General features: G+C 68.5%; 17 protein-coding genes. 3 read left to right on the top strand and 14 right to left on the bottom strand.

The features are described 5' to 3' along the window. Positions 1-85: 85 nt before the first annotated feature. From era to lepA, 11 genes are all read right to left on the bottom strand, one after another. Positions 86-979, bottom strand: coding sequence for a GTPase Era (gene era, locus QZV81_RS02500; protein WP_292831984.1), 894 nt, complete (start codon positions 977-979; stop codon positions 86-88). Beyond that, positions 976-2,370 (bottom strand): hemolysin family protein, encoded by a 1,395-nt coding sequence (locus QZV81_RS02505; protein WP_292831987.1) that lies wholly within the window; start codon positions 2,368-2,370, stop codon positions 976-978. The genes era and QZV81_RS02505 overlap by 4 nt, the downstream gene beginning before the upstream one ends. Next, positions 2,367-2,834 (bottom strand): rRNA maturation RNase YbeY, encoded by a 468-nt coding sequence (ybeY, locus tag QZV81_RS02510; RefSeq protein ID WP_292831990.1) that lies wholly within the window; start codon positions 2,832-2,834, stop codon positions 2,367-2,369. Before ybeY ends, QZV81_RS02505 begins: the two co-directional genes overlap by 4 nt. Then, complete coding sequence (locus QZV81_RS02515) at positions 2,831-3,949, bottom strand: PhoH family protein (protein WP_292832057.1); 1,119 nt, start codon at positions 3,947-3,949, stop codon at positions 2,831-2,833. The genes ybeY and QZV81_RS02515 overlap by 4 nt, the downstream gene beginning before the upstream one ends. After that, positions 3,906-4,253: an HIT domain-containing protein gene (locus QZV81_RS02520; protein ID WP_292831993.1), complete on the bottom strand. Its 348-nt coding sequence runs from the start codon at positions 4,251-4,253 to the stop codon at positions 3,906-3,908. The genes QZV81_RS02515 and QZV81_RS02520 overlap by 44 nt, the downstream gene beginning before the upstream one ends. Before the next feature lie 23 nt (positions 4,254-4,276). After that, complete coding sequence (locus tag QZV81_RS02525; RefSeq protein ID WP_292831996.1) at positions 4,277-4,996, bottom strand: 16S rRNA (uracil(1498)-N(3))-methyltransferase; 720 nt, start codon at positions 4,994-4,996, stop codon at positions 4,277-4,279. Position 4,997: 1 nt separating this feature from the next. Further along, complete coding sequence (dnaJ, locus tag QZV81_RS02530; RefSeq protein ID WP_292831999.1) at positions 4,998-6,101, bottom strand: molecular chaperone DnaJ; 1,104 nt, start codon at positions 6,099-6,101, stop codon at positions 4,998-5,000. A gap of 55 nt (positions 6,102-6,156) precedes the next feature. Then, positions 6,157-7,200: a heat-inducible transcriptional repressor HrcA gene (gene hrcA / locus QZV81_RS02535; protein WP_292832002.1), complete on the bottom strand. Its 1,044-nt coding sequence runs from the start codon at positions 7,198-7,200 to the stop codon at positions 6,157-6,159. Positions 7,201-7,348: 148 nt separating this feature from the next. Then, the gene (hemW, locus tag QZV81_RS02540; protein ID WP_292832005.1) at positions 7,349-8,566 is read right to left on the bottom strand and encodes a radical SAM family heme chaperone HemW; all 1,218 of its coding nucleotides are present in this window, start codon (positions 8,564-8,566) and stop codon (positions 7,349-7,351) included. Then, the gene (locus QZV81_RS02545) at positions 8,566-9,216 is read right to left on the bottom strand and encodes a DUF1990 family protein (protein ID WP_292832008.1); all 651 of its coding nucleotides are present in this window, start codon (positions 9,214-9,216) and stop codon (positions 8,566-8,568) included. Before QZV81_RS02545 ends, hemW begins: the two co-directional genes overlap by 1 nt. Before the next feature lie 23 nt (positions 9,217-9,239). Then, a complete protein-coding gene (gene lepA / locus QZV81_RS02550; protein WP_292832011.1) occupies positions 9,240-11,108 on the bottom strand; it encodes a translation elongation factor 4 in 1,869 nt (622 codons plus the stop codon). Between the two features lie 224 nt (positions 11,109-11,332). Here lepA and QZV81_RS02555 point away from each other — a divergent pair, with 224 nt between their 5' ends. From QZV81_RS02555 to rpsT, 3 genes are all read left to right on the top strand, one after another. Then, entirely contained in the window at positions 11,333-16,054 is a 4,722-nt protein-coding gene (locus QZV81_RS02555) for an ExeM/NucH family extracellular endonuclease (protein ID WP_363331576.1), read from the top strand. Positions 16,055-16,120: 66 nt separating this feature from the next. Next, positions 16,121-16,876, top strand: a complete 756-nt coding sequence (locus QZV81_RS02560) for an alpha/beta hydrolase (protein ID WP_292832014.1) — start codon at positions 16,121-16,123, stop codon at positions 16,874-16,876. Between the two features lie 120 nt (positions 16,877-16,996). Next, a complete protein-coding gene (rpsT, locus tag QZV81_RS02565; protein WP_292832017.1) occupies positions 16,997-17,257 on the top strand; it encodes a 30S ribosomal protein S20 in 261 nt (86 codons plus the stop codon). Positions 17,258-17,319: 62 nt separating this feature from the next. On the opposite strand, the gene holA is transcribed toward rpsT, so the two are convergent. From holA to QZV81_RS02580, 3 genes are all read right to left on the bottom strand, one after another. Beyond that, positions 17,320-18,354 carry a DNA polymerase III subunit delta gene (holA, locus tag QZV81_RS02570; protein ID WP_292832020.1) on the bottom strand — a complete coding sequence of 345 codons (1,035 nt, stop codon included), beginning with the start codon at positions 18,352-18,354 and terminating at the stop codon, positions 17,320-17,322. A gap of 9 nt (positions 18,355-18,363) precedes the next feature. Then, positions 18,364-20,577: a ComEC/Rec2 family competence protein gene (locus QZV81_RS02575; RefSeq protein WP_363331578.1), complete on the bottom strand. Its 2,214-nt coding sequence runs from the start codon at positions 20,575-20,577 to the stop codon at positions 18,364-18,366. A 104-nt stretch (positions 20,578-20,681) separates the two neighbouring features. Next, the gene (locus QZV81_RS02580; RefSeq protein ID WP_292832023.1) at positions 20,682-21,266 is read right to left on the bottom strand and encodes a ComEA family DNA-binding protein; all 585 of its coding nucleotides are present in this window, start codon (positions 21,264-21,266) and stop codon (positions 20,682-20,684) included. Between the last annotated feature and the right edge of the window lie 28 nt (positions 21,267-21,294).

The following is a 21,294-nucleotide window of genomic DNA, read 5'->3' on the forward strand; positions in this document are numbered from 1 at the left end:
GATGCCGGTGAAGCGCATGCAGAAAGATTACACCCGATGGGACCGGTGCGCGCGCCGTGCGGGTCGATGGTCGCGCGACGCGCGGTCAGAAGCCGAGTCGGCCGAGTTGTTTCGGGTCACGCTGCCACTCTTTGGCGACGCGCACATGCAGGGCCAGGAAGACCCGCGTCCCGACGAGCGGCTCGATCTGAGCACGTGCGCGGGCACCGACATCGCGCAGGCGGGAGCCTTTGTGGCCGATGATGATCGCCTTCTGACTGTCGCGTTCGACCACGAGATTCGCGTAGATGTCGGTCAAGCCTCCGTCCTCGCGTTCAGAGATGTCATCGATCGTCACGGCGATGGAATGGGGCAGCTCATCGCGCACGCCCGCCAGCGCCGCCTCGCGGATGATCTCGGCGATGCGGTCCTCGATCGACTCGTCGGTCACCACACCTTCGCCGTAGAGAGCGGGGCCGACCGGCAGCAGCGCCAGCAGTTCATCGGCCAGCAGGTCGAGCTGCTCACCGGCAACGGCTGACAGCGGGATGACCGCGGCCCAATCCTCGCGGAGGCCGTCGACCTCGAGCAGGCGCTCGGTGACCTCGTCACGGCTGGCGATATCGGTCTTCGTGACGATCGCGACCTTCTTCGCGCGCGGATACCCGTCCAAGGATGCGGCGATCCTCCGGTCGCCCGGACCGACCTTCTCGGTCGCCGGCACGAGAAAGCCGATCGCATCCACGTCGCCGAGCACCTGCTCGACGAGGTCGTTCAGGCGCTGACCCAACAGCGTCCGCGGCTTGTGGATCCCGGGTGTGTCGACGATGACGAGCTGGCCGCCGGGACGGTTCAGGATGCCGCGGATCGCGCGACGGGTTGTTTGAGGCTTGTCACTCGTGATCGCAATCTTCTCGCCCACGAGCGCGTTGGTGAGCGTGGACTTTCCGACGTTGGGGCGGCCGACGAATGTCACGAATCCCGATCGCGTCTCGGTCATCGGTGGGTGCCCCTTTGGGTGTTGTTCTTGCCGGTCTTGGTGGTCCCGCTCTTGGTGTGCCCATCGGCGTGCTCGCCGACCGGGGTGCTTCCCGTGCGAGGGGCGCGTCCGCCGAACGCGGCTTCCGCGGCGACCAGGTTCGGCGCACGCTCCACGAAGACGGTGGCCAGTCCCCGCCCGCGGCCTCGCGACGTTCCGCCGGTGATGATGAGACCACCGTGCTCGGCCGCCGCGCCGGGCTGAGGAACCCGCCCCAGCAGCTTGCCCAGCAGACCGCCGATCGAGTCGACATCGTCATCCTCAAGATCGATGCCGAAGAGCTCGCCGACTTCATCGAGACCGAGCCTCGCACTCACCCGATACCGGCCGGCGTCGAGGGCGACGATCTCGGTCGACCGCGCGTCATACTCGTCGGCGATCTCACCCACCAGTTCCTCGATGAGATCTTCGAGCGTGACGAGGCCGGCCACGCCGCCGTACTCGTCGACCACCAGGCAGACATGAACGGCGTCCCTCTTCATCTGCTGGAGGAGGGTCTCGGCCCTCATCGACTCGGGCACGAAGACGGCGGGACGTGCGATCGTGCTCACCGGAGCATCGCGCCAGGCGCTTTCGTCGCGGTAGGCGAACTGCACGAGGTCTTTGAGATAGACGACGCCCGTGATGTCGTCGGCCGCGTCGTCGGCGATCGGAATGCGCGAAACGCCCTTGTCCAAGAACAGGTGCATCGCCTGCTGAGTGGTGGCGGCGGCATCCATCGTCACCATATCGGTGCGTGGCACCATGACGGCTCGCACGAACGTGTCGGTGAAGTCGAACACCGAGTGGATGAGTTCGCGATCGTCCTCTTCGATGAGATCCTGGGAGGCGGCCTCATCGACCATGCTCAGCAGCTGCTCTTCCGAGGCGAATGACGTGCCGCGCTGCACACCGGGCGTGAATCGGTTGCCCACGACGATGAGCAGCTGCGCGACCGGGCCGAGCACGACGCGCGCTCCGCGGATGAGCGGGGCGCAGGCGCGAAGAAGCCCCTTGGCGTGCTGCCGACCCACCGCGCGCGGACTTGCTCCGACGAGGACGAACGACACGATGGTCATGAGTACTGCCGCGGCGAACACCGCCCACCAGATGCTGTCGAAGATGACGGAGAGCGCTGCCGTCACCAGCACGGCTGCGGTCGTCTCGGCGAGGATCCTGATGAAGACGACGGCGGTGCCGTACGGCTCCGGATCGGCCGAGATCCGCGCGAGCGCGCGACCGTTGCGACCGGTCGTGGCGAGTTCGGCGACGTCGGCGCGCGACGTGACACTGAGCGCGGAATCGAGCGCCGCCATCAGGCCGCCGAGGGCCACGAGAACGACCGCGGCGATCAGGAGCAGCACTCCGGTCATGTGCGTCGACGGCGTTCGGACGTCTGGAAGGCGGTGATCAGATCGCGCTGAAGGGCGAACATCTCGCGTTCGTCATCCGGCTCCGCGTGATCGAACCCGAGGAGGTGCAGCAGGCCGTGGGTCGTCAGAAGCACGAGCTCATCGAGGGTCGGGTGGCCGGCGGCCTGCGCCTGCGCCTCGGCGACCTGCGGGCACAGGACGATGTCGCCGAGCAGACCGGGCGCAGTCGGCTGCTCCTCGGTGCCGGGACGAAGCTCATCCATCGGAAAGCTGAGCACGTCGGTCGGTCCCGGTTCGTCCATCCACTGGACATGGAGGGCCTCCATCGCGCCCTCGTCGACGAGCAGAATGGCCACGTCGGCGTCAGGACTGACGTGCAGCTCGCGGAAGTTGTGCTCCATGAGGCGCAACAGGACAGTCTCATCGGTGGCGACGCCGGATTCGTTGGTGATCTCGATGGTCATGATCGTCCTCGATGCGGAAGGTGGTCACGCGGCCCGTTCGAGCGGGCGTCTCCGCGGCGCTCCGCGCGATTGGCGAATTCGGAGGCCTCGTCGTGCTCCCGCCGCGATGCCAAGCGCTGCTCGTCATACACGCTGTAGGCGTCGACGATCCGGCCCACGAGGTTGTGTCGAACGACATCGTCGCTCGTGAGCATCGCGAAGTGGATGTCGTCGATGTCCTTCAGGACTCGCGTCACGAGCCGGAGTCCCGACGCGCCCACTGGAAGATCGACCTGTGTGATGTCGCCGGTGACGACCATGCGAGTGCCGAAGCCCAGGCGCGTGAGGAACATCTTCATCTGCTCGGGCGTCGTGTTCTGCGCCTCATCGAGGACGACGAACGAATTGTTGAGCGTGCGACCGCGCATGTACGCGAGCGGGGCGACTTCGATCGTGCCGGATGCCATGAGCTTGGGCACGAGTTCGGGATCCAGCATCTCGTTGAGCGCATCGTACAGCGGGCGCAGGTAGGGGTCGATCTTGTCGGTGAGGGTCCCCGGCAGGAAGCCGAGCCGCTCCCCCGCCTCGACGGCGGGCCGGGTCAGGATGATGCGGTCGACCTCCTTGCGCTGCAGCGCCTGGACAGCCTTCGCCATGGCCAGATAGGTCTTCCCGGTGCCGGCGGGTCCGATCCCGAAGACGATCGTGTTGTGCTCGATCGCGTCGACGTACTGCTTCTGCCCCAGGGTCTTCGGGCGGATGACCCGACCGCGCGACGACAGGATGGCCTCGCCGAGCACCTCCGAGGGGCGCTGGCCCGAGTCGTCACGGAGGATGCGGCTCGACGTCTCGACGTCGGTGGGGTCGAGCCGTGCGCCGACGCGCGTCATCGCGATGAGTTCCTCGATCAGCGCGCGCGCTGCCGCCACGGCATCCGCTTCTCCGGCGAGCGTGACCTCATTGCCCCGCACGTGAACCGCGACCGACGGATGCTCCTTCTCCACGACGCGCAGGAGGCGGTCCTGAGGACCGAGCAGCTGCACCATCGCGATGCCGTCCACGAGGATGCGATCGACGATCGGTTCCGCGGCGTCAGCCACCGACGCTCCCCTCGCTGAATCTCCCGGCGACGACATGCGCATGGACGTGGAACACGGTCTGTCCCACGCCTTCACCGACGTTGAAGATCAGGCGGAAATCGCCGTCCGCGTGCTCTTCGGCGAGCGTTTTCGCGAGGCTCACCATCTCCGCGAGGAGGCCGGGATCGCCCGCCGCGAGCTCGACGACATCGCGATAGGCCGCTGTCTTCGGAATCACGAGAAGGTGCAGCGGGGCACGGGGCGCGATGTCACGAATGGCGAAGACGTTGTCGGTTTCGGCGACGATCTCGGACGGGATCTCGCCGTTGAGGATGCGGGTGAAGACGGACGGTTCGCTCATGTCCCCAGTCTATGCGGGGGCGCTCACCAGCGGCCGAGGCGGGCGCTGGTGAGCGCGAGGGCGGCGGGGCCCGCCGTCGACGTGCGCAGCACGGTGTCCCCCAGGCGTACGCACGACGCGCCGGCTCGTTCAAGCTCGGCGAGCTCCTCGGAGGCGACGCCCCCCTCGGGACCGACGATCACCACGATGTCGCCCTCCGTGGGAAGTTCGACCTGCGACAGTCGAGCGGATGCCGCCGGTTCGAGGACAAGCAGCATCCCTGGCCGTGCCGCGATCTCTGCCGTCGACTTCGGCGTCGCGATCGACGGCACCCACGCGCGATGCGCCTGTTTCGACGCCTCGCGTGCGATCGCCTGCCACCGGGCGACCCCCTTGGCGGCTTTGTCATCCGACCAGCGGGAAACACTCCGCGCCGCCTGCCACGGCAGGATCTCGTCGACGCCGATCTCGGTCGCGGCCTGCACCGCGAGCTCGTCGCGATCGCCCTTCGCGAGCGCCTGCGCCAGCACGAGTCGCGGCCGCGGGGACGGCTGGAAAGCGACAGACGTCACCCGGACGACGACCTCCTTCGGCTTGACCACCGCGACGGTGCCGGCGAGCCAGGTCCCTGCGCCGTCCCCGACGGTCACCCCTTCGCCCTCACGGACACGCCGCACGATCGCGTGGTGGGCTTCGGCCCCGCTGAGGACGAGGTCCTCCCCCACCGCCGCGGACGCCTCTTCCGTCAGGAAGTGGAGGGCCACGTCAGCCTCGGAAGCGGTCGCGGAGCTTCGCGAACATGCCCTGGTGGAACTGCGACAGCTGCGGCGCGGGGGCCTTGGTCTTCTTGGCGAAGTCCTCGATCAGCGCACGCTCCTTGGCGTCGAGGCGTGTGGGAGTCACGACCTGGACGGCCACGCGCAGGTCGCCGCGGTTCCCGCCGCGCAGCGGTGTGATGCCGCGGCCCCTGATCGTCAGCACGTCGCCGGACTGGACACCGGGACGCACCTCCAGGTCGACTTCGCCATCCAACGAGGTGATGGTCGTGTCGGTGCCGAGGATCGCATCAGACATCGACACCTCCAACGTCGCGAGGAGGTCGTCGCCGTCCCGGCTGAAGACGTCATCCGGCGATACCGTGATCTCGAGGTACAGGTCGCCGTTCGGCCCGCCGGCCGGACCGACTTCTCCCGAACCGGGCAGCTGCAGGCGCAGTCCCGTCTCGACGCCCGCAGGGATGTCGAGCGATACGGTGCGGCGCGCGCGTACGCGCCCCTGACCCTGGCACGTGGAGCACGGATACGGGATCGTCGTGCCGTAGCCCTGGCAGGTGTTGCACGGCTGCGACGTGACGACGTTGCCGAGAAGACTGCGCACCGTCCGCTGGACCTGACCCGAACCGTGGCAGATGTCGCATGTCGCTTCGCGCGTGCCGGGCTGGCAGCATGAGCCCTCGCACGTCTCGCAGAGCACGGCCGTATCGACCTCGATGTCGCGGTGGATGCCGAAGACGACATCGCGCAGGTCGAGTGTCACCCGCACAAGGGCGTCCTGACCGCGTTCGCGGCGCGAGCGTGGTCGGCCGGCGCGCTGCCCGCCACCGCCACCGAAGAATGTCTCGAAGATGTCGCCGAAGCCGCCGAAGCCGGCGCCGCCGAGTCCGCCGTCGCCACCGCGGTCGTAACGCTGGCGCTGCTCGGGATCGCTGAGGACGTCGTAGGCGTGCGTGACGAGCTTGAAGCGCTCGGAGGCTTCCTCCCCCGGGTTCACATCGGGGTGCAGCTCTCGCGCAAGACGGCGATAGGCCTTCTTGATCTCTTCCGGAGTCGCCTCGCGGGAAACGCCGAGGACGTCATAGTGGTCTGCCACAATCGCCTTCCTGCCCCGGCTGCTTCCCGGGGACGCGGGGTTGCGAACCGCGCGCTCAGCGGGACGTGTCGTCCTCGTCGAGCAGGCGGCTCAGGTAGTGTGCGACGGCGCGAACCGTCGCGAGGTTGGTGGGATAGTCCATGCGGGTGGGACCGAGCAGGCCCACGCGCGCCGGGGAGCCGGTTGCATCGTAGTCGCTCGTGAGAACGGAAGCCTCGCCCAGTCCGAACGGGTCGTTCTCGCGCCCGATGCTGGCGGCCAGTCCCTGTTCGTCAGCGACCATCTCGCCCATGAGGCGCAGCAGTGTCACCTGCTCTTCGATCGCCTCCAGAAGTGGATAGATGCTGCCGCGGAAGTCGCTTTCCCGGCGCGCGAGAGTCGCGCTGCCGGCCATGACCAGGCGGTCGTGGCGGAACTCGTCGAGCTCCTCGGCGACGATCCGCGCGACGGAGCGCACGGCGTCCTCCACCCCCGCGGAGGGACGTGTGGACTCCTCTGCGAGGACATCGGCGATCGCCTGTGCCGCGTCGCGCACCGACGAACCGGTGACGAGGCGGGCGATCGCCGCCTTGATCTGATCGATGTCACCGCCTGAAAGCTCTTCGCGCAAGAATGCGACGCGCTGCGAAACACGACCCGTGTCTGTCACGACGATGATCACCACCCGCGTGCCACCGAGATGAACGACCTCGACGTGCGAGACGCTCGCGCGAGCGAAAGACGGGTACTGCACGATCGCGACCTGGCCGGTGAGGTGAGTGAGCGCGCGTACGGTGCGCACGAGGAGATCGTCGAGGTCGACCGGATCGGTCAGGAACGACGAGATCGCCGTCCGCTGCGCGGTGCTCAGGGGACGGAGGTCGGCGAGGTGATCGACGAAGACGCGATAGCCCTTATCGGTCGGGACCCGCCCCGACGAGGTGTGTGGAGCCTCGATGAGTTCTTCGTCTTCGAGCAGCGCCATGTCATTGCGAATCGTGGCTGCCGAGACGCCGAACTGATGACGGTCGACGATCGCCTTGCTTCCGACGGGTTCGTGCGTCTCAACGTAGTCCTGCACGATCGCGCGCAGGACCTGCAGGCCGCGTTCCGAGACCATGATCCTCCTCGCCGATCCGCCGGGTTCTGGCACTCCCGATCCTCGAGTGCCAATCCTATCGCGCCACCCGGACGACCGTCCGTGCCTCGACGTGATGAGCGTGTCACTCGCACCGATGCAACTGCCGGGTCACGAGCGCGCTGATGCGCTAACGCGTCAGCGCGCGCACGACGGCATCCGCCAGCAGACGGCCCCGGAGAGTCAGCACGATCCTTCCGCGGACGGCGGCGGCACCGTCGACGAGGCCGTCGCCGATAAGCCCCGCGATGGCTTCGCGGCCCTCGCGCGTGAGCTCCGACACCGCGAGCCCGTCGGCGATCCGCGATCGCAGCAGCACACTTTCGAGCTGCCGGGCGGCGGCGTCCGGACGCTCACGCCCGGCCCCGGGGGATTCGCCTGCGACGAGGCGCTGAGCGTATGCGGCGGGATGCCGCACGTTCCACCATCGGAGTCCGCCCACGTGGCTGTGGGCTCCGGGGCCGTACCCCCACCAATCCTCACCCCGCCAGTAGGCCAGATTGTGCCGGGAGCGGTGCGCGGGTTCAGTCGCCCAGTTTGACACTTCGTACCAGTGGAATCCCGCCGCCGCCAGCAGCTCGTCGGCCAGTTCGTACATATCGGCCTGGAGATCATCCGAGGGCTCCTGCACCTCCCCACGGCGAATCTGACGCGCAAGCTTGGTGCCTTCCTCGACGATCAGCGCGTAGGCGGAGATGTGGTCCGGATGGAGCGCGATCGCGGACTCCAGCGAGACCCGCCAGTCGGCGAGCGATTCTCCCGGCGCGCCGTAGATCAGGTCGAGGCTCACGGCGAGCCCAGCCGCACGGGCCGACGCGACAGCCGTCTCCACGCCGTCGGGGTCATGAGTACGGTCGAGCGCGGCCAGCACGTGAGGCACAGCCGACTGCATTCCGATCGACAGCCGCGTCACACCAGCGGCGGCCAGCGCCTTCGCGCCGGCATCCGTGACCGTGTCGGGATTGGCCTCGACGGTGATCTCGGCTTCCGGCTCCAGCCCGAACGTGTCACGCACGCCTCCCAGCATGCGCGCGAGGTCACCCGGCGGAAGCAGCGTCGGGGTACCGCCGCCGAAGAACACCGTGCGCGCGGCGCGCAGTGCGCCCGCGCGGGAAAGGACCTGACGCGACAGAGAGATCTCGCGGAGAACCTCGTCGGCATAGGTGTCCTGCCGTGCCCCGCGCAGTTCTGTCGCCGTGTAGGTGTTGAAGTCGCAGTACCCGCAGCGCACTCGGCAGAACGGAACATGCAGGTACACGCCGAAGCCGCGGTCGGGGTTGGCGTGGATATCGTCCGGGAGCGCGCCGTCCCGCGGAACCGGATCGCCGAGCGGGGCAGCCGACCCCATCAGGCCGGCGTCGTGTACAGCGGAGAGATCGCGCGCAGGTACCCCTGGAACAGCTCGCGGCGCCGGCGCCTCACCAGCGGGGGCAGCAAGCGATAGAGCGGAGACACGGGCCGATCGAAAGCCCGCACTGTGAACCAGACCTCGTCGTTGTCATACCACTCGATGACGAACGACTCTTCACCGCTGACGACCGAATCGCCGACCGTCCCGAGTGCGAAGCCGACGCGGCGCGGTTCCTCGGTCACGAAGATCACGCGCAATTCGGCATCGGCGCTCACTCCCCCGACGCGACCGTGCACCCGCACAGTCGTCCCGGCACCGACGTACGGAGTGCCGTCGGCATCGAAGCGCTGCTCAGCCTCGAGGCGACTCGGCACGACGGGGGCGCCTTCCGCGTCGAAGCTCACACCTGAATACATCGGCCCGGCTGCCGGGCGGACGTCCCGGACCGCGAGGCCGGCGCCGCGCAGTGCCGTCCACGAGAGCAATGCCTCGCCCGAGGAGGTGAAGCGTTCCTCGCCGCTCCCGATCCGCCATGAAGCTTCCGCCGGCACGCTGTGCTCGGGCGGGTATCCCATCAGGTCGTGCGCCTGTGTCGCGCCGACCGCGGCGTAGTCGACGGTGTCGTCCTGGAAGTTCCCGCGGCGCATGCGCTCCACCCTTCGCCGATCTGCTACTTCTTGTCTTTGCCGTCCACGTCACCCGACAGAGCCGCAATGAAGGCTTCCTGAGGAACCTCGACACGGCCTACCATCTTCATACGCTTCTTGCCCTCTTTCTGCTTCTCAAGGAGCTTGCGCTTACGGGTGATGTCCCCGCCGTAGCACTTGGCGAGGACGTCCTTGCGGATGGCCCGGATGTTCTCGCGGGCGATGATGCGAGCACCGATCGCGGCCTGGATGGGCACCTCGAACTGCTGCCGTGGAATGAGCTTCCGCAGGCGTTCCGTCATCATGGTTCCGTATGCATACGCCTTGTCGCGGTGGACGATCGAGCTGAACGCGTCGACCTTCTCACCCTGCAGGAGGATGTCGACCTTCACGAGGTCGGCGGTCTGAGTACCGGCCGGTTCGTAGTCCAGGCTCGCGTATCCCTGCGTCTTGGACTTCAGGTGATCGAAGAAGTCGAACACGATCTCGCCCAGAGGCATGGTGTAGCGCAGTTCCACGCGGTCCTCGCTGAGGTACTCCATGCCGAGCAGCGTGCCGCGCCGGAACTGGCAGAGCTCCATGACGGTGCCGACGTAGTCCTTGGGGAGCAGGATGCCGACGTTCACAACCGGCTCGGCCACCTCGGCGACGCGGCCGTCGGGGTACTCGCTCGGATTGGTGACCGTGATGAGTTCCCCGGTGTCCGTGGTGACCTCGTACGTGACGGACGGTGCCGTCGTGATGAGATCGAGGCCGAATTCGCGAGAAAGCCGCTCCGTGATGATCTCGAGGTGCAAGAGCCCGAGGAATCCACATCGGAATCCGAAACCGAGCGCGACCGACGTCTCGGGTTCGTACTGGAGAGATGCGTCGGACAGCTTGAGTTTGTCGAGGGCTTCGCGCAGGTCGCCATAATCGCTGCCGTCGATGGGGTAGATTCCCGAGAACACCATCGGCTTCGGGTCGGTGTATCCGGGGAGCGCCTCGGTCGCCGGTATCCGGTGGTGGGTGATCGTATCGCCGACCTTGGACTGGCGCACATCCTTGACACCCGTGATCAGGTAGCCCACTTCGCCGACGCCGAGGCCCTGGGTGGGTACGGGTTCTGGGCTGGACACCCCGATCTCCAGCAGGTCGTGCGTCGCCCGCGTCGACATCATCTGAATGCGTTCTCGCGGCTCGAGCTTTCCGTCGATCATGCGGACGTAGGTCACGACTCCGCGGTACGAGTCGTACACCGAGTCGAAGATCATCGCGCGCGCCGGCGCTTCCGCGTTCCCCCGCGGAGCGGGGATCTGCTCGACGATGCGGTCGAGCAGCTGCTCGACGCCCTGCCCGGTCTTCCCGCTCACGCGCAGGACGTCGTCGGGCCGCCCACCGATGAGATTAGCCAACTCCGACGCGAACTTCTGCGGATCGGCGGCGGGAAGGTCAATCTTGTTGAGGACCGGGATGATGTGCAGGTCGTTCTCGAGCGCGAGGTACAGATTCGCCAGGGTCTGCGCCTCGATCCCCTGCGCGGCGTCGACGAGCAGGACGGCGCCCTCACACGCGGCGAGCGAACGGGAGACCTCATACGTGAAGTCCACGTGCCCCGGAGTATCGATCATGTTCAGCGCGTACGTCTGCTGCCCATCCCCCAGGGCCTCCTGGAGGGCCCACGGCATCCGCACCGCCTGCGACTTGATCGTGATTCCCCGCTCGCGCTCGATGTCCATCCGGTCCAGGTACTGCGCCCGCATGTCGCGGTCCGACACGACGCCGGTCATCTGCAGCATCCGGTCGGCCAGAGTCGACTTGCCGTGGTCGATGTGGGCGATGATGCAGAAGTTGCGGATGAGCTCGGGCGGGGTGGAGGCAGGCTCGAGAGGCTTCAGGGCGCGCGGGGACATGTTCCGGCAAGTCTACCGGGAGCACACACCACCCTCCCGGCACACCTTGCACCGGGAGGCGGGGACTCTAGTCGACATCAGTGAGACGCGCCAGCGAATCCGCGTGTGAGAAAGAGTTAACCATTGCGTCACTTGTCAGAACGGTTCGATGCCAAGATGCTCAAGGTGGTGGCCGGAAGCTGCGCGAAACTCCCAGTCGTGCCCGGACCTCCTCGGAGACGAACGTGACGAACAACGCCCTGTCCCATCCGCACCGCGCCAGCCGAAGGAGAAGCGGCCGCTTCACCGCAACCCTGGCGGCCACCGCCATGGTTGCCGCAGGGCTGGTGCTTGCACCGCTCCCCGCGTCCGCGGCGGTCTCACCGACCTCCGCACTGGTGATCTCCGAGGTGTACGGCGGCGGCGGGAACAGCGGCGCGACCTACAACCGCGACTTCATCGAACTCGCGAACGTCGGCGTCGACGCGATTGATCTCAGCAGCTACAGCGTGCAGTACGCCTCGGCGACGGGAGCGAGTTGGCAGGTGACCCCGCTCAGCGGATCCCTTGACGCGGGGGAGCAGCTGCTGATCGGCGAGGCGACCGGCGCCAATACGTCGCTGCCGGGGTTCAGTTCGGACGTAGATGGTTCGATCGCCCTCAGCGGCACCCAGGGTAAGGTCGCGCTCGTGTCCCGTCCTGCCGCTCTCGTCGGCGCGACGGGGCTGGTGGCGCTGCCCGAGGTCATCGACTTCGTCGGATGGGGCGGCGCCACCCACTTCGCCGGTACAGCGGCGGCACCTGCCACCACCAACGCGACGAGCATTTCGCGGTCGGCGACCTTCGCGAACACGGCCGACAACGCCGCCGACTTCACGGCGGGCGCGCCCACTCCGGTGGGCCGCGCGACCGGCGGCGAGCCGACTCCCCCCGAGCCGACGACAGCGACGATCGCCGAGATCCAGGGCTCCGGCGATGCCTCGCCGCTGGCCGGCACGACCGTCACCACGACCGGCGTCGTCACCGCTCGCTACGCCACCGGCGGCTACAGCGGCTACGTCATCCAGACTCCCGGCACGGGCGGCGCAGTAGACCTCGCCACGCATACGGCCTCCGACGCGGTCTTCGTCTACTCCCCCGCTGCGACCGCGGAGGTCGCCCTCGGCGACACCGTGCAGGTCACCGGGGCAGTCTCGGAGTTCAACGGACTGACCGAGATCACCGTCGCGCCCGGCGGGGCTGTGGCCATCGAGGCGGCAACGCCGCCGACACCCGCTGCCCTTCCCTGGCCGGCGACCGCGGCGCACCGGGAGAGTCTCGAGTCGATGGTGATCGCTCCGCAGGGAGCGTTCACGGTCACGAACACATATGCGACCAACCAGTACGGCGAAGTGGGGTTGGCCGCGGGTGACCAGCCGCTGCGGCAGCCGACCGACCTCGCCCGGCCCGGCACACCGGAGGCCGCTGCGATCGCGGCGGACAACGCTGCTCGTGGCGTGACACTCGACGACGGCACCAGCATCAACTATCTGTCGGCCGCGAACGCGGCGCTCACCCCGGCCTACGTCTCGCTGGCCGAGCCGGTCGTCGTCGGCGCCGGTGTCACCTTCACCGAGCCGCTCATCGTCGACTACCGCAACAACGTCTGGAAGCTGAACCCCCGAGAGCCCCTCCCCGGCGACGGGTCCGGAGTGGATGCGGTGGTCTTCGCCAACCCGCGCACCGCCGCTCCCGAGGCTGTGGGCGGCGACCTCCGCGTGGCGTCGTTCAACGTCTTGAACTACTTCACGACGCTCGGCAATGAGAATCCGTCTTGCGTGCCCTACACCGACCGCTTCGGCGATGGCGTCACCGTCCGCGAGGGCTGCCCACAGCGCGGCGCCTGGGACGCCGCGGACCTCCAGCGGCAGCAGGACAAACTCGTCGAGGCGATCTCGGCGCTTGACGCTGACGTGGTCGGTCTCATGGAGATCGAGAACTCCGCCGCGCTCGGCGAGCCGGCGGATGAGGCGACAGCCACCCTCGTCGCGGCGCTCAACGATGCGGCCGGCGAACAGACCTGGACGTTCGTCAGCTCCTCGAGTGATCTTCCGCCGGCGAGCGAGCAAGACGTCATCACGAACGCGATCATCTACCGCACCGCATCGGTCGACACCGTCGGCGCCGCACGCGCCCTCGGCGACCAGAGCGCCGAGGGCGAGGCCTTCGGCAATGCGCGCGAACCGATCGGTCAGGTCTTCACGCCGGACGCCGGTGGGGCACCCTTCCTGTTCGTCGTCAACCACTTCAAGTCGAAGGGCTCGGCCGGTCCCTGGCCGGGCGACGCCGATGCGGGCGACGGTCAAGGGTCCTCGACAGAATCTCGTGTCCGCCAGGCGACGGCCCTGCGCGACTGGGTCTCGACCGTGCAGGGAGACGCCACGGCTGTGGCCCTCGTCGGCGACTTCAACTCCTATGGTCAGGAAGATCCGCTACAGATCCTGTACGACGCGGGCTACACCGACGCCGAGCAGGCGTTCGAGGTGGATTCGTCGTCCTACAGTTTCTCCGGCCTTTCGGGCTCGCTCGATCACGTGCTGCTCAACGACGCGGCCCTCGGTCGCGCGAGCGGCGCCGACATCTGGAACATCAACTCGGGTGAGTCCGTGGCCCTCGAGTACAGTCGGTTCCGGTCACACGGCACTGAGTTCTACGCGGACGACCCGTATCGGTCGAGTGATCATGACCCGGTGATCGTCGGCCTGGCCGCCGAAGCCGCGCCCGTCGAGGTGACCCTTCTGGACATCAACGACTTCCACGGGCGCATCGACGCCAACACCGTCGCCTTCGCGGGAACGGTTGAGGAATTGCGCGCGGCGGCGAATGGGCCCACCCTGTTCCTGTCGGCGGGTGACAACATCGGTGCGTCATTGTTCGCCTCGTCAGTCGCCAAAGATCAGCCGACGATCGAGGTGCTCAACACTCTGGGGCTTCAGGCATCCGCAGTCGGAAACCATGAGTTCGACAGAGGCTTCACGGATCTCGTGGGGCGCGTCAGCGACGCCGCCGACTATCCTCAGCTCGGCGCCAACGTGTACCTGAAGGGCACCCAAACGCCCGCTCTCGACGAGTTCACGCTGCTGGATGCCGAGGGTCTCACGGTCGGTGTCATCGGCGCGGTGACGGAGGAGACCCCGGCGCTCGTGTCACCGGCCGGCATCGCGGATCTCGACTTCGGCGACCCCGTCGAGGCGGTGAACCGCGTCGCGGCAGCACTCAGTGACGACGACCCCTCCAATGGCGAGGCCGACGTGATCGTCGCGCTCTACCACGAGGGCGCGGGAGCGGGAACTCCAGACGGTGCCACGCTCGCTGAGGAGCTTGCGGCGGGTGGCGCCTTCGCCGCCCTCGTGAACGACACGTCCAGCACGGTGGACGCGATCTTCACCGGGCACACGCACAAAGAGTATGCATGGTCGGCGCCGGTCCCCGGCACGGATCGCACCCGCCCCGTCGTGCAGACCGGCGCCTACGGCGCGAACATCGGAAAGATCACCCTCACGATCGACCCTGCAACCGGCGATGTGTCGACTCACACTGAGACGAACGTGAAGCGGACGACGACGACGGCCGCCACGCTCGTGGCCACGTACCCACGGGTCGCCGCCGTGGGGTCGATCGTCGATGCCGCACTGGCCGCGGCCGCGGAGATCGGCAACACGGGCGTCGGCGAGGTGGCAGGTGACATCACGACCGCGTACGCGGGCGGCGCGTTCCAGAACGGAGTGTGGTCGGGCGGAACACGCGATGACCGGGCGAGCGAATCAACCCTCGGCAACGCCGTGGCGAACATGCTGCGCGACTCGCTGAGCGTCCTCCCGAACGGCGCCGACATCGGCGTGACGAACCCTGGCGGTCTGCGCGCCGACCTCTGGAACACGCAGACCGAGTTCGGTGCGGCCGCCGTTCCAGGACTCCCCGACGGGACGGTCTCGTTCTCTCAGGCGAACGCGGTTCTGCCGTTCAACAACACCCTCAGCCTCGTGACCCTCACAGGTACGCAACTGCAGACCGTGCTCGAGCAGCAGTGGCAGCGCACCGCCGCCGGCACGGTGCCCTCCCGGCCGTATCTGCAGCTGGGCCTGTCGGATAACGTCACCTACACGTATGACACGACACGCCCCGAGGGTTCCCGCGTCACCTCGGTCACGATCGACGGCGCACCGCTCGACCCGGCCCGGTCGTACCGCATCGGCACGTTCTCGTTCTTGGCGACCGGCGGCGACAACTTCCGCGGGTTCACGCAGGGCACGGACTATGTCGACACGGGTCTCCTCGACTACGAGGCGTGGGTCGACTACATCGCCGACGAAACGCCGCTCGCACCGGACTACGCGAAGCACGCCGTCCAGGTCGGCGGCCTTCCCGAAAAGGTCACCGCGGGGACGCCGTTCACGTTCGCCGTATCTGGCCTCGACCTCACAAGCCGCGGGGCACCCGAGAACACGACGCTGCAGGTGTCGCTCGGCGAGGTCGCGCTCGGCGAGGTCGCCGTCGCGGCAGGCGCGGCCACGGTCACCGTGACCCTGCCGCTCGGTACACCCGCCGGCGCCGCGGAGCTGACGCTGACCGCCCCGGCGTCGGGCACGGTCGTGCGTGTCCCGCTCACGGTGGAGGCTGCGGCCGCGCCGGCGGCGGAGACCTCCACCGGGCTGATCGCCATTCTGCCCATCCACGTCAACCGGCTCGTGCCGTCGACGCTCGTCGCCTACGTTCAGCAGGATGGCGGCCGCGCCGAGGGGACCGTCGAGTTCCGCGAGGGCGACACGCTGGTGGCGAGTGCGCCGGTGACTCGCGGGTTCGCAACCCACACACTGGGTCGGCTGAGTCGCGGCATGCATACGTATACCGCCGTATTCGTGCCGTCGGATCCCGAAGTCGCCACCGGTTCGACCAGCGGAGCGGTGAAGGTGCGGGTCCTGTTCTGAGAACCGGGACGAGGTCCGCGGGGATGCCGGCGGCACCCGCGGACCTCGTCTGTTTAGGCTGAGGTCATGTCTGTCCACGTTGTACTGGTCCACGGCATCCGCACCTCTGCGACGATGTGGCGCGCGCAGGTCCAGCACCTGAATCAACGGGGCATCGGATCGACAGCCGTGGACCTTCCCGGGCACGGGACACGCATGAGCGAAGAGTTCACGCTCGACGAAGCGTTCGCCACGATCGACCGCGCGGTCCGCTCCGCCGCGGAGGCGGGCGACGTGCTCCTCGTCGGGCATTCGATGGGCGGGCTCCTGTGCGTCGAGTACGCAGGTGCCGAGAAGCCACCACCGATCTCCGCCTTCATCGCCGCGTCCTGCACGGCGATCCCTCGCGGTGTCGCGCTGCGGACGTATCGAACCCTCGCGCTCGGGGTCGACCATCTCCCCCGGCGCGGCGCGTGGGTCGCCGATCAGCTGCTCGACCTGACCTTGCCGCCCGAGACCCGCGCAGACTTCGGCGCCGGCGGCTACGCCTATGACGCGCAGGACGTCGCGCTGCGGAGTCTCTCGGTGCTCGATCTGCTGGCGGCGCTCCGGCGCATCGAGGTGCCGCTGTGGTTCGTCAACGGACAGTACGACCAGCTACGGGTCAATGAGCGATTGTTCACGAAGGTCGCGCCGGATGCCGAGCTGATCGTGGTACCGAGGACCAGTCACCTCGTGACCGCCATGCGTCCGCAGGTCTTCAACGCGGTTCTCGATCTCGCGATCGCGACGATCGAGGCCGGCGCGACCGATCCGGCCGCCCCGCGTGACAGCGCTCGGTGACCTGATAGACTCGGTGATTGGCTTGCGTGGGAGTCCCACACCTCACACGACAGTCGCCCTGCGCCCCTCTACCGCCGGGCGACATTCTTCATCCGAAACCCCGAACGAAAGACGTCGAACGTGGCGAATATCAAGTCGCAGATCAAGCGCAACAAGACCAACGACAAGGCGCGCGAGCGCAACAAGGCGGTGAAGAGCGAACTGCGCACCGAGGTGCGTCGTACTCGCGAGGCTGTCGCCGGTGGCGACAAGGCCGCTGCCGAGAAGGCACTGGCTCGCGCAGCCAAGAAGCTCGACAAGGCCGTGAGCAAGGGCGTCATCCACGAGAACCAGGCCGCGAACCGCAAGTCGGCCATCGCGAAGCAGGTCGCCGCACTCTGAGCATGACCATATGACAAGGCCCGCCCCTGGAGGCGGGCCTTCGTCGTCGCAATGCGGTGTGATCAGGCGCCGAACGGCGCGCGCGTGGCGATGACCGTCACGAGCCGCTCGAGCGCGAAGACCGGGTCACGTGATGCGCCTTTGACCTCGGCGTCTGCGCGCGCGGCCGCCTGGATCGCCATGCCGAGTGTCGCTTCGTTCCAGCCCGTGAGATCACGCCGAGCCCGGTCGACCTGCCAGTCCTTCATGCCGATGCGGGCGGCCAGCGCGCTCGAAGATTCACGCGAACCGGCGACGCGGGCCATCGTGCGCAGCTTCACCGCGATCGCCGCAACCAGCGGCACCGGATCTGCGCCGCTGGCCAGCGCGTGACGCAGCGTGACCAACGCCTCTCCGTAACGTCCGGCGATCGCGGTGTCGGCCACGGCGAATGCCGACGTCTCAACACGGCCGCCGTAGTAGCGCGTGACAACGGCCTCATCGATGTCGCCCCGTGCATCGGAAATGAGCTGCTGACACGCGGCGGCGAGTTCGGTCACATCATCGGCGAAGGCGGTGACGAGTGCGCGCAGAGCGTTGGGCGCGATACGGCGCTGCGCCGCCTGGAACTCACCCGCGGCGAAGTCGAAGCGGTCGGCGTCGCGTTTGATCGCCGGACACGCGATCTCGATGCCTCCGCCCTTGCCGCTGCGCAGCGCATCGAGGAGCTTCTTTCCGCGCACGCTGGCTCCGGTGTGTCGGAGGGTCACGGTGGCCCCGTCCTGCGGCGCCTCGACATAGGACAGCGCTTCACTCAGGAACTCGTCTGAGCACCTCTCGACGCCCGCCACACGCACCAGTCGCGGTTCGCCGAACAGCGAGGGCGAAGTGAGGGTGAGCAGGCTGCCGGAGGTGTAGTCGTCGGCGCGCAGGTCGGAGACCTCGAGGCTCGGGTCCTCGGCGCGCAGATACTCGCGGATGCCGGCGACCGCCCGCTCCGCGCAGACCTCCTCGGGTCCGAAGACCAGCACGATCGGCGCCGGCTGCGGGGAACGCCAGGACACCTGCGGGATCGCGGACGAGGTGCGTCCAGCGGGGCGGCGAGGGGCGGGCGGCATCGTCCCAGCCTAGCCACCGGCGCCGACAGGCTCGGATCGCCAGATGCGCAGCGCACCTGGTTCGGACCATACCGCGACAGTGCCGCCCTGATCGGTGCGGACGACGCGCGCATGATCGTCGAGCAGGAAGTCGATCGTCTCGGCGCGCGGGTGGCCGTACGTGTTCTCGCCCACGGAGATCACCGCGAGCGTCGGTGCGGTGGCCGCGTACAGCGCGGGATGCTGATCGGCACTGCCGTGATGCGCGACCTTGATCACGGCGTAGTGCGCGCGGAGGATCGCACGCGCGGCGAACGCCTGTTGGCCAGCACCGGACAGGTCGCCGAGGAACAGCGCCCCCGGGACCCCGCCACCCTCGACATCGATCACGACGCTGGCGTCGTTGCTCGGCAGCGTATCGCGCTGCGGCCAGAGAACGCGCCACCGGGCGTCGCCGAGCGCGCCACGTTGACCGAGGACTGCCCGCTCGAGCCGGGCGCCTCCGGCCGCCAACGCGTCGAGCGCGCGCTGGTGCTCAATGCCGCCCGGCGGCCCGTGCAGGACCGTCCCGACCCGGCCGCGCACGGCATCCACTCCCCCCCGATGATCCAGATCGAAGTGGGTGAGGACGAGCAGGTCGATCCGCTCCACCCCGAGGAGCTGCAGGCACGCACGCAACCGGCCAGGATCCGGTCCCGTATCGATGAGCGCCACCGCGCCGGCGGAGCGAACGAGCACGGCGTCACCCTGCCCCACATCACACGCCGCGATGGCCCACCGTTCAGGAACCTGAGCGCGCGTCAACATTCCCGCGATGGGTCCGAGCGCGAGCATCAGCACGAGTCCGACGGCTACGACGAAGGCGGACCCGGCCCGCACCCGGCCGGGTCCGCTGACGATCACGCCCACGACCGCCGCACCCAGCAGTGCCAGAACGACAAGACCCGGCACTCCCTCGATCCATGGCATGCTCGCTCCCGGCGCGCGCGCGAACACGTCGGCGGTCCCCGCGATCCACGCCGCAGGAAGCCACGCGATCGCCGCGACGCCCGGGCCGAGCAGCGGGATTCCGGCCGTGACACACGCGAGGAGCCCGAGGACGGTGCCCACCGGGGCCGCGGGCGCAGCGAGCAGATTGGCCAGCACGCCGTAGACCGGAACCTGTGGCGCGATCAGGATGAGCAGCGGCCCGCAGGCCAACTGGGCAGCGAGCGGCACGGACAGAGCGAGCGCGAGGGCGGACGGCATCCATCGCGACAGCCCGTCGGCGATCGGACCGGCGCCGAGCAGCAACGCCCCGGTCGCCGCGACAGACAGAGCGAAGCCGAGGGAGCCCGCCTGCCACGGATCCACCATGAGGATCACCCCGACTGCGGTGCTGAGCAGCGACACACCGGCACCCATACGGCCGAGCAGAACCCCGAGCATGGCGATGGCGGCCATGACGGCCGCACGTACGACGCTCGGCTCCGGCGAGACGAGCACAACGAAACCGGCGAGCGCGGCGAGGCCGATGACGACGCGAAGCCCGCGCCGCGCACCACACAGTGCGGCGCAGGCGAACGCGATGCCGACGACCAGAGCGCAATTCGCTCCCGACACCGCCGTCAGGTGAGACAGGGACGACGCTTTCATCGCCGCGTCCAGGTCGACGGACACGTCGGAGGTATCGCCGACCGCCAACCCGGCGATGAGCCCAGCGGCGGGCTGTGGAAGCCCCGCCGTCGTCGCGAGCAGGCCGTGGCGCAGTGCGGATGCGGCTGCGAACACTCCGCCGGGCGGTGAGAGCACGCGGGGCTCGCCGGTGGACTGGATCACCAGCACGGCGCGCTGACCCGGATCAGCCGGCCACGCCGTGCCGGAGACCGCGACGACAGCGCCCAGATCGAGCCCGGCGGGAACGCTCGAGATGCGCACGACCACGGGCACCGCCTGGACCCGTGCAACGGCCCCGGTCGCGAGCGAGCGCAACTGGGCATCGAAGCGCCACCCGGTGGTGGTCCGCTCGATCTTGCCGACGACAGCAGCCTCGGCCTCGAGCGCCCGTCCGCCGCCCAGCTGCCATTCCGCGGCGTCTGCTCGGGGTTCGGCGGACACCGCGACGGACGTCGCAGTCGCCGCTGCAACGCCGCAGCAGACGGCGGTGATGACGATCACCAGCCCCGCGGCGCCGCTGCTGCGACGACGACGCAGGATCGCCGCCCCCAGCAGCCCGGATGCCCCCATCCACAACGCGACGGCCACGGCTGAAGCAGCCTCCGCGTGCACCGTGACGATCGCCGCGGTAAGCCAGGCCGAAAGCGCGACCGGTATGAGACGTAGGTCGCGTCGACGCGCGGACCGGAGACTCACACCGTCACCAGGTCTCGCAGCCCCTCGAGCATCTTCTCGCCGATCCCTGGGACGGCCAGCAGATCCTCGACGCTCGTGAAGCGACCGTTCTCCTCCCTCCATGACAGAATCCGCTCGGCCATCGCCGGGCCGATCCGCGGCAGGGTATCGAGGTCGGCGGCGTCGGCCGTGTTGAGGTTCACCCGCCCATCTCCGGGCGGCCCGGCACCGGGCGGGTCGACGACCGGGCTCTCCCCCACAGCGGGCACGTAGAGCTGTTCACCGTCAGCGAGAAGGCGGGCGAGATTGACCGCGGCCGTGTCTGCTTCGCTGAGCAGCCCGCCGGCGGCCGCGAAGACATCGACGACGCGCGCGCCCTCCGGGAGCCGGTAGAGCCCGGGTTGTGCGACCGCGCCGAAGACGTGCACGTAGAGGACGGCCGGTTCGGCGGAGGACTGCGTGTAGGGAATGTCCTCGACCGGCTCGGATGACGTCCTCACGACGCCGACAGCCACCGCGACGCACGCCGCTACGAGAACGAGCACGATCGCAGCACCCACGCCCAGGCGCCGGCGTGGGTGCTGCGGCGGCGAAATGGACACGGGTTCAGGGTGTCAGCGCGCACAGCCG

Origin of the sequence: Microbacterium sp., from assembly GCF_011620665.1 — a bacterium.
Classification (GTDB): Bacteria; Actinomycetota; Actinomycetes; order Actinomycetales; family Microbacteriaceae; genus Microbacterium.